Annotated in this window: 14 protein-coding genes; 4 read left to right on the top strand and 10 right to left on the bottom strand. The window is 51.2% G+C overall.

Features of this window, described 5'->3' with window-relative positions:
• A partial coding sequence (locus tag NCN04_RS05105; protein ID WP_250395376.1) for an SOS response-associated peptidase occupies positions 1-511 on the bottom strand: 511 nt, incomplete at its 3' end.
• Positions 512-617: 106 nt separating this feature from the next.
• On the opposite strand from NCN04_RS05105, the gene NCN04_RS05100 reads away from it, so the two are divergent.
• Entirely contained in the window at positions 618-845 is a 228-nt protein-coding gene (locus NCN04_RS05100; protein ID WP_048348224.1) for a hypothetical protein, read from the top strand.
• Between the two features lie 50 nt (positions 846-895).
• On the opposite strand, the gene NCN04_RS05095 is transcribed toward NCN04_RS05100, so the two are convergent.
• Together NCN04_RS05095 and NCN04_RS10750 are read right to left on the bottom strand one after the other, a co-directional pair.
• Positions 896-1,774 (bottom strand): GNAT family N-acetyltransferase, encoded by an 879-nt coding sequence (locus NCN04_RS05095; RefSeq protein ID WP_048346777.1) that lies wholly within the window; start codon positions 1,772-1,774, stop codon positions 896-898.
• A 56-nt stretch (positions 1,775-1,830) separates the two neighbouring features.
• Positions 1,831-2,013, bottom strand: a complete 183-nt coding sequence (locus NCN04_RS10750) for a DUF8681 family protein (RefSeq protein WP_250395373.1) — start codon at positions 2,011-2,013, stop codon at positions 1,831-1,833.
• Between the two features lie 23 nt (positions 2,014-2,036).
• Here NCN04_RS10750 and NCN04_RS05085 point away from each other — a divergent pair, with 23 nt between their 5' ends.
• Positions 2,037-2,204: a hypothetical protein gene (locus NCN04_RS05085; RefSeq protein WP_245407343.1), complete on the top strand. Its 168-nt coding sequence runs from the start codon at positions 2,037-2,039 to the stop codon at positions 2,202-2,204.
• 13 nt (positions 2,205-2,217) lie between these two features.
• On the opposite strand, the gene NCN04_RS05080 is transcribed toward NCN04_RS05085, so the two are convergent.
• Together NCN04_RS05080 and NCN04_RS05075 are read right to left on the bottom strand one after the other, a co-directional pair.
• A complete protein-coding gene (locus NCN04_RS05080; RefSeq protein ID WP_048346779.1) occupies positions 2,218-2,697 on the bottom strand; it encodes a DoxX family protein in 480 nt (159 codons plus the stop codon).
• A gap of 309 nt (positions 2,698-3,006) precedes the next feature.
• Positions 3,007-3,426: a nuclear transport factor 2 family protein gene (locus tag NCN04_RS05075; RefSeq protein ID WP_250395372.1), complete on the bottom strand. Its 420-nt coding sequence runs from the start codon at positions 3,424-3,426 to the stop codon at positions 3,007-3,009.
• An 83-nt stretch (positions 3,427-3,509) separates the two neighbouring features.
• Between NCN04_RS05075 and NCN04_RS05070 the strand changes: the two genes are divergently transcribed.
• Complete coding sequence (locus tag NCN04_RS05070) at positions 3,510-3,728, top strand: chlorophyll a-b binding domain-containing protein (RefSeq protein WP_048348225.1); 219 nt, start codon at positions 3,510-3,512, stop codon at positions 3,726-3,728.
• Between the two features lie 319 nt (positions 3,729-4,047).
• Here the strand turns inward: NCN04_RS05070 and NCN04_RS05065 are convergent, their stop codons facing one another.
• The 3 genes from NCN04_RS05065 to NCN04_RS05055 are packed head-to-tail and all read right to left on the bottom strand — an operon-like array spanning position 4,048 to position 5,965.
• On the bottom strand, positions 4,048-4,392 hold the full coding sequence (locus tag NCN04_RS05065; protein WP_048348226.1) for a molecular chaperone DnaJ: 345 nt from the start codon (positions 4,390-4,392) through the stop codon (positions 4,048-4,050).
• Positions 4,393-4,452: 60 nt separating this feature from the next.
• Positions 4,453-5,703, bottom strand: a complete 1,251-nt coding sequence (locus tag NCN04_RS05060; protein WP_250395371.1) for a glutathione S-transferase — start codon at positions 5,701-5,703, stop codon at positions 4,453-4,455.
• A 25-nt stretch (positions 5,704-5,728) separates the two neighbouring features.
• Positions 5,729-5,965, bottom strand: a complete 237-nt coding sequence (locus NCN04_RS05055; RefSeq protein WP_284498597.1) for a DUF1830 domain-containing protein — start codon at positions 5,963-5,965, stop codon at positions 5,729-5,731.
• A 135-nt stretch (positions 5,966-6,100) separates the two neighbouring features.
• Between NCN04_RS05055 and NCN04_RS05050 the strand changes: the two genes are divergently transcribed.
• The gene (locus tag NCN04_RS05050; RefSeq protein WP_250395370.1) at positions 6,101-6,574 is read left to right on the top strand and encodes a hypothetical protein; all 474 of its coding nucleotides are present in this window, start codon (positions 6,101-6,103) and stop codon (positions 6,572-6,574) included.
• On the opposite strand, the gene NCN04_RS05045 is transcribed toward NCN04_RS05050, so the two are convergent.
• Together NCN04_RS05045 and NCN04_RS05040 are read right to left on the bottom strand one after the other, a co-directional pair.
• On the bottom strand, positions 6,564-7,136 hold the full coding sequence (locus tag NCN04_RS05045; protein ID WP_250395369.1) for a pyridoxamine 5'-phosphate oxidase family protein: 573 nt from the start codon (positions 7,134-7,136) through the stop codon (positions 6,564-6,566). The two genes, NCN04_RS05050 and NCN04_RS05045, sit on opposite strands and share 11 nt — an antisense overlap.
• 1 nt (position 7,137) lies before the next feature.
• Positions 7,138-7,808 (bottom strand): AhpC/TSA family protein (locus tag NCN04_RS05040; RefSeq protein ID WP_350223234.1); only part of this gene is annotated, 671 nt, incomplete at its 5' end.

Raw genomic sequence — 7,808 nt, 5'->3', positions numbered from 1 at the left:
GCCAGGCCTCTTCCAGACCATCCGGAATCAACACAGGCATTCGATCATGGAGCGGCTGAATGAGAGCATTCGGCGCAGTGGTGAGAATCGTGCAGGTATCCAGTTCACTCCCATCTGAGCCAAGCCAGCGTTCCCATAACCCAGCGATCCAAAAGGAACGTTGATCTCGACGGCAGACAAAGTATTTTTTCTCGAAAAATCCTGTGGCTGGGATCAAACATCGCCGATGACGCCAAGCAGCTTTGAAACTTGACTTCTCTGCAACCGTTTCTGAGCGAGCGTTGATGGGTCTAGGGCCAGCAGAAGGGTCTTTCGCCCAAGAGGGAATCAAGCCCCATAGCATCAGAGCTGCCTCGGTCTTGCCCTCCTCTTGACGCAATCCCAACACAGGTTCCGAAGGGCGAATGAGCTCCCGAGGCGCATAGCGCGACAAATGCACATCAGACATTCGCTCCCGAATGGCCTCCGGAAGCTGAAGGGCATCTGCCTTGAGTGCAAAACGACCACACATGTCATCCATCATCAATGGCGAATGGGATCGGTGGCGGGCTCGATCAAAAATCTCACAGATGAGAGATCAAACTCGTCAGAATCGGAAAAATTTTGTTGGCGCAGGAATGCTTCCTCTCAATCCGTTTTACCTGCTGAGTGCAGGCAAGGTTGCTGGTCTTAAAGCCACCATTTTGATTTTGATGGTGATGCTGATGAAGTCCAAGCTTCTACGCATCAAGATGTCGCTTCTGGGCTCCTTGATTGGTTTCACTCTGTTGGTTGGATTTTTGCTCACAACAGGAGCCCTGACGCTCGTTGCAGGTGGAGCAGTCGTCTATGCGGCAAAGAAATAAGAAATTCAATCCCACATGGTTGTGGGAGCAGCCCAGCACTAGCTCACCGCTCAACCCAATTCCAAACAGGCCAACGCAAACACGTCGCTTAAATCAACTTTTGGTAAACCACCTCGATACATCCGCATGGTTTCCGACTCAGCCTTAAAACCAAGTGTGGCCATTAGATCATTCGCAGCAGAATTCAATCCAGGGGTATCAATTAACAACACCCCTGGGTGGCATTCTTGAAGCTTTTGGATGAGATAAGCGGCTATCCCAGGAGAATCGGCGAGGAGCGGACCGATCCTCCAACCTTCTCCATCTTGCAAAAGGCAGGGGCGAATGCGGCCGAAACCATGGCAGTTTCCCTTGTCATCAAGAATGGTAAGAACCTCACCAGATGGGTGTCCAAGCCAATCAGCAAGGAAGTGGGGCCTTGGGCTTGGCTCCCTCTGGGCGTCGTACAGCTGAACAGCTTCTAAAGGAACACTGCTCCCCTTCACCACCTGCAAACCGGGAGGAAGATCGCCCATCAAGTCTTCTGAATTGCTTTGGTTGAAGCAGCGCCAACGGGTGGTCATCGAAGACGATTCAAACCCCCATCCCGCATAGTCCAAGATTCGAGCAGGGGCTGCCTCTAAACCGATGCAGGTCAGATCAGCAAGGTGGTCGAGAGCATGCATCCAAAGCCGCTGTCCATACCCATGACCACGCTGATGGGGGACCACGAGATAAAGGCCAATAAAACCGTAATCAGGGTTGTACCGAACGCCAACGATGCAACCAATCGGCTCCTGATCGAGCCAAGCAATCCACAAACCCTGACGATCAGTCTGTCGGTAAATCTCAAGATCCCCAAGACCTGGAGCAAATCCCTCACGACGAGACCAATCCGTCACGAGTGGAATCTGGTCAGACTTCAATTCGCGAATTTGAAAACGCCCCATCCAACCGAACCAATCATGGCAAGGTTTCAATCATGGGGAGGAACCTAGCGAAGTCATCAGAATTCATTCTTGAATATTCGTTCCAAATCCTTTCGAAACTGTTGAGAGCTCAAAGGCTGAGCTTTTTGACGAACTGAATTCCTAAACAGCAAAGAGCGGATCCACCAGATTTGAAGAGCTGCAAAGGAAAATCCCACAATCAGAAGGCTGACTGTGGGGGAATCCAGTGAAATGACCATGGGTGTGACACTGATCAAGCAGGATGGGGTCTGAACGGGACAGAACCTTGCGCGAAATGAGTGTGGCCGAACTACTACTTCGCAACGTAGGAAAATTTGCTGCGGTATCAGGAGTAATCGGTGTGGTGATTTGGTTGAGCTGGGTCATGCTCGATGTCAAACACCTTCAGTCAGGATTCACCCTTCCTTGAAGCACTCAATGATCTAAGCAACCCCATCTGAGACCACTGTGTCAATGGCACCGGATTGCCCACGTTCAAGTTCTGGACTGAAGCGACGCACAATCAATTCATCAATCGAAAACAAACCAGGACCTAAGGCCAAGACCGCAACTGCCGATGCGAAATAAAGACCTAGCAGCTCAAGCAAGTAGATGTTGAAACCTGCAGTAATAATTGCGTGATAAATGGCGACAGAGATTGTTCCCATAATCGCGAGAGCACCGAAGCGTGTCAGGAGACCTGTAATCAAAAGCCAGCTACCGATGACTTCAGAAAAGGCTGCGATATAGGAAAGAAGTATTGGGAAGGGAAGATGGAGTGGACGTACAAATGCGTCAGCAAAATTTTCAATATTGGCGAGCTTCTCGTAACCGTGATGAATCAAGAGAGTTCCAGTGATGACCCGAAGGATCAGAATCCCGAGATCCGAGAGAAACGGTTTTGTGGCAATCGATCTGAGCACAGGCTTTTTAACTCTTTTCAATATATCGTAATAAAAACCGCGCTCCTTTGTGAAGCAAAACGTCGCCAAGGCGCGGTTTTAGGGATAAATACTCACTCACACTTGTGCCGGCAAAGGCGCCATAATACAATTTGTATCAAATCATTAACATGACGAGCGAAGCGCTGATCACGATTTTTCTAGGGTTTGGGGCAGCAGTGACAAGCCTTGCGTTTTGGAAACTAAGCCAGAGCCGTTCACCCCAGAATTCCTCGCCCCGCTGATACAAGCCTCCTGCAGATGCTTCTTGCCTCGGGGCCGAATGTTCATTCAGTCGACGAACCTCTTGTAAAGCCAGCGAACAAACCCGCCAAGAACAGGAATAGGACCAAAGGTAGGGCCGACAAAATCGAAATAATCCCGATGACTAATGACCTTTCCATCGAAATTAAGCTTCAGCCTAGAAACTCCGGGATAGATAAACTCAATTCCCTTGATTTTTAGCCCCATTTCCCATTCAACGAAAGCGTTATCGTCGTCAATCGAGATCGCACCTGGGACAAGATAGAGATCATCACACCGCTTGATCAATCCATCCTGTGCTTTGATATATGCCTCGATACCTTGAGATTCCTGAGTTGGATCTCGAAAACAAACGTTCTCGTCATACAACTCTCTCCATTGAGATTCTGTTGGTGCTGGCTGCCCATAGGGTTTGGTGAACAGAGCTTTTAAACGATCAGCATCCATGGGTTCAGGTTTAAGGCTGTCCTAAGCCTATGAAAAGAAGAGTGATCTCTGCATACCATCGAGATCAATTTGTTGGACATCTTGTGTCAAGCCAAAATTTCCAATACGAACCCGTAGAGGCTTTCGGCGAAGGCCTGACCACCAAACGCCCCTGGAATCAAGGGTCACTTGACTTTGTCGAGCGTCTCAACGGAAGAGTCGCAATGTTGGGGTTTATGGCTGCAATTATTGGAGAGTTAATAAGCGGTCATGGCCCAGCAGGTCAACTTGCAGATGTCATCCGCTGGTATTTATCGTTGTAAGCCAAACCAAAAACAATTGGCCTCTACTAAGTCAATTCAATAACGGCGTCACCGAGATCAACTGAACACGGCAATTATTCGCTCATTCAATACAAAATCATTCCACATACTCAACCAAGGAGGCGAAATGAGCCATACAATTCTACTGATCGCCAAACAGAAACCAACAGATTCTTACTATTAGACGCACTAACTATTATGGCGCTAATGCGCTTATAAATAGTATTTCATGTCCCATCCACTCATTTACTGTTATTTCCAAATTGGACAAACAAAAATAATCAACATCAACACATCACGCTTCAAAAAAATCATCGAATCACGACGCGACAATGTCTGACATCTCAGGCTGGAGTAAAACGTCTCGGGCATTGTTCAGACGAATCATTGTCTCTGGATCACCTCCCTTGTCAGGGTGATGCTGCACAGCCAATGCTTTGTGCACCCTCTTCACCACCTGTTCAGTTAACCGCCCTGAGAGAGCTAATCCCAAGGTCTGTCTCGCACAAATCGCTTCAAACTCAGGATCCCTCCCCAAGGGCTGACGCTCGCGACCATGGTTGGAATGACCAGGTTTGCGCTTGCCACTTCGGTTTCGCTTGTTCCCACCAGCATGACCTGTTCCAAAACCAGAACCCCCTGGGGCCTCTTGACCGCTCGACATGGTGATCGCACATGACGTGCCAGCCTGCCGGATCGCGATCAGCGAACGCAAAGCCAACCCTCACGGGTTCAAAAACGGCCTTGGGTCTTGATCGAAACGATGCTCAAAGGGCGGGGTGGCTGGCTCTGCCTCACCATCAAGAGCTGCTGTCGCCTCAAGGGCCTTCCTCAACAACCGAGCACTCTGCAATGGCATATCTCTCGGCACCGAAATTCGATCTCTTAAGTAACGCAGACCACTTGCACTGTCAGGATTTGGCTGGCAAGGATCGCCTGATATCAAATAGGTCAATGCAGCACGCAGGGGCTGATCAAACGCAGCACCGAGAGGATTGCGAGCCAACAGCGCAGAACGATGGCGCATAACTCTCTCGAGTGCCCTTTCAGAAGACATCACTCCATCGTCAGTCATCTCGGAAGACCAACCAGTTTCGAGTTCAGCGAGACCAGCACCTTGATCCACCGCACGCGCCATCGCTTGCTGTTCGGGACTTCCATTGCTCCAACAACCACCCATTTGTGGTGGCAAGTCGTGGGCATGGGTATGAACATCGCTTTGGGTACCGCGATAGGTCGGAAGCTGCTCCAAAGCGTTGAGCCATTGATCGATACCTGGATGCTCTTGACGAAGTGCAAAGCCCTTGAAATAGGCCAGCGATGCATTCATCCTCTCGACGTAAGGAACGAACACCAGATCTGCCGTTCCTGGATGCGCTCCACCCGGATGATCAGGATCAAGCCAATGGCCACCTCCCGCAGACAGAGCCTCCTCCATTTGACGTGCAACCGTCTGAAATTGGTCACGCGCTTGAAGCTCCTGCCGGTTGTTCAGCCTGGGGGTACAGAGCCAAATGCACCAAGCGCGAAACAAAAGACGCTCAAGATCGCGCAACCGGCGCACACGTTTGTCATGCATCCCTGCACCCAAAGGGCCAAAGGCATGCTCCAACACTTCAAGGATGCGATCACTTTCTGTAAAAAGACGTCCATCCAACTCAAGGGCTGGAAGCATTCCTGATGGCACCTTGGCGGTAAACCAGGGCTCCTTCGGCCCATAGCAGCGCATGGTGACTTTTCGAATCCGATAGGGGACTCGACGAAACTCCAGCCATAGCCAAACCTTCTGGCAATACGGGCACCAAGCATGGTGATCACGAAATAGCGTGACTCGCACCTGAGACTCCGGCTCTCCGAACAAGCGCAATGTGGCTTGTGCATTAGCTGGACCTTCACAACGCTCTGCAGGATCAGGAGCCAAGGCATCCAGCTGCTCCCAGCTCAGGACAACAGCGTTAGCGAGCAGATCGGCCATAGCCCACGTTCGGATCTATGCATGATCAAGGATCATCGAGCTTACGGTGGCTCAGGAGGGCATACTCCCTAGCCTCGGCCGTGGTGTGCAGCATTGGCTCGCCTCCATTCAGCAGCCAGAATTCCAGCCGAGCGTCATCGGGCGCTTCGAAAAAATACACCTCTAAAGGCATCAAAACTTTTTCACAAAAGAACTGATTCTCGCCAATACATTTGAGAATTATCATTTTTGAGGAGTCGTTCCGATAGCAACATTCACCCATCTAAGAATTCCATTGACGATCAGAAGAACATCCTCTGAAAATCTCAGAAAGGTTGTCTAACTCAACACAAAAACAGACTCATTTTAGGTTTTTTTTATTTCCAATGCGACCATTCCCTTGTCCCTGGCCTCTCTCATGAATTTCGCCATTCTGAATGCGAGAGAGAAGGCAGTGCGCTTAACAGGCACTGGTCTCAAGAGCATTGATCTCCTGGGATGCTGGCATCTGCAAACGATTTGGTCGAAGGCAGACCAAAAAGCCAATCCATTGAGCAGCTGGATGCTGAGAAGCCTGAATGCCCGCCTGGAGATCAAAGCAGGGCTAGGGATCAACCGCAAAGACTTGCGTCTTACGAACGCCGTCAACGTGGGGCCTGTTGAACTCAAATTTCAAGGTCCAGGTTGGTTGAAAGGGAAGCGGCCATTACTGATGTTTCACTTTGACTCGCTAACTTTGCGGATTGGTGGACTTGTCTTGCTCAAAAAAGCATTGCCCGCTCCAGATCAAAAGCGCACTCCTTTTTTTGCTCTGATCGAACGCAACCCTGATGGCTGGATGGCGGCCCGTGGACGCGGTGGCGGACTCGCGCTCTGGATGCTCAAGGATTGATCCTTTGTTCTTGCCATTGCGTGGCGGACAACCACAGCCGTCGCACGTGCGGATGTGGCTTGAGATCGAGCTGCTCGATGCGGTGCAAGGAAATCCGAAGCAGGCGCAAATGCTCTGGCATCGCCGAATCGTCTGACACCTCCTGAGGCCATGGGCCTTGTGGATCAAACGGATCACCGGGAGGGGGCCAGGCCCAGACCGATCGCCCAGGTGGTGAGAGCCGCTTCCACTCTTGATTCAAGGCCACAACATCCCCTGTCGGAGCGATCAGTCTTGCCGTTCCACGGAGGCGAAACTGCTCGCGAGCCTTACGAAACAACCAGCACAACTCCACCTCAGGTGTTCGTTCAATCTCTAAACACTTCTCACTGCGGGCATCAGTGAGCAGATCCATGGTGGCCGCCGCACTCCAATCGCGGAAAACGAGCGTTCGCACTCTGGGGCAACCATCAATCCCAAGACTTGCAAGCTGCACCCAGCGACCACCTGGTAACCGGCCTTCCCGCTTGAGTGCCGCAATCAAGAGTGGTCTCCAAGGAGGGAGCTTCTGGGCTGCATCCATCTCAGTGCTCACTCTCCAACCAAGGATCAAGAAAAGTAAGCGGCTTATTCATGGTCTCCGAGAAGCCCAAGATGCCCTGGTCGCGGTGGACGTAGAGAACGGAATCATCCTCGTCCAGCAGAAATGTGCCGCCTCGCTGCGTGAGATAAGCGTTGTTGGGTACATAAGTACCCCACTTCGTTAGCACTTCATTCATGTTGCGAAGACGAACCGTGGCGAGCTCGAACGGACGTTGGAACCCGTCTCCCCCAGCCAGGCGAAACAGGGGAGAGTCTTCAAAACGGGCGGGAGCATTGCGGTCTCCCGTATATCCCCTGAGAACTTCAGCAAGAGTGCCAGGGGAACCAATCCCTGCACACATCAACAGAAGCGATGGCCAAGGGCCTCCAGCAGCTTGAAGCCCTGGTGATAACCCAACACTGCGATGCAGGTCCGCATCGGGAACCACCCGAAGCTGAGACCTTGGAAATCCTGTAAAGACGCAAAAACGATCAGCGCCTGCTTGATCGCCAATCGCAATGGCCAACGTCTTGATCCCTTGAGTCTCCAAACGAGACAGTGCAGGCACAAGGGCTTGGGCATATTCCATTGAGTCGAAATCACCCAGCTGAGTGAACAGCAACACCAAACGCTTGGAGCCTGATTCCATGCCAGGAATTTGCTGGAGATAAG

Origin of the sequence: Synechococcus sp. MU1655, assembly GCF_023630655.1 — a bacterium.
In the GTDB taxonomy this organism is placed as follows: Bacteria; Cyanobacteriota; Cyanobacteriia; order PCC-6307; family Cyanobiaceae; genus Synechococcus_C.
This window is presented reverse-complemented; position numbering and strand designations above follow the sequence as displayed.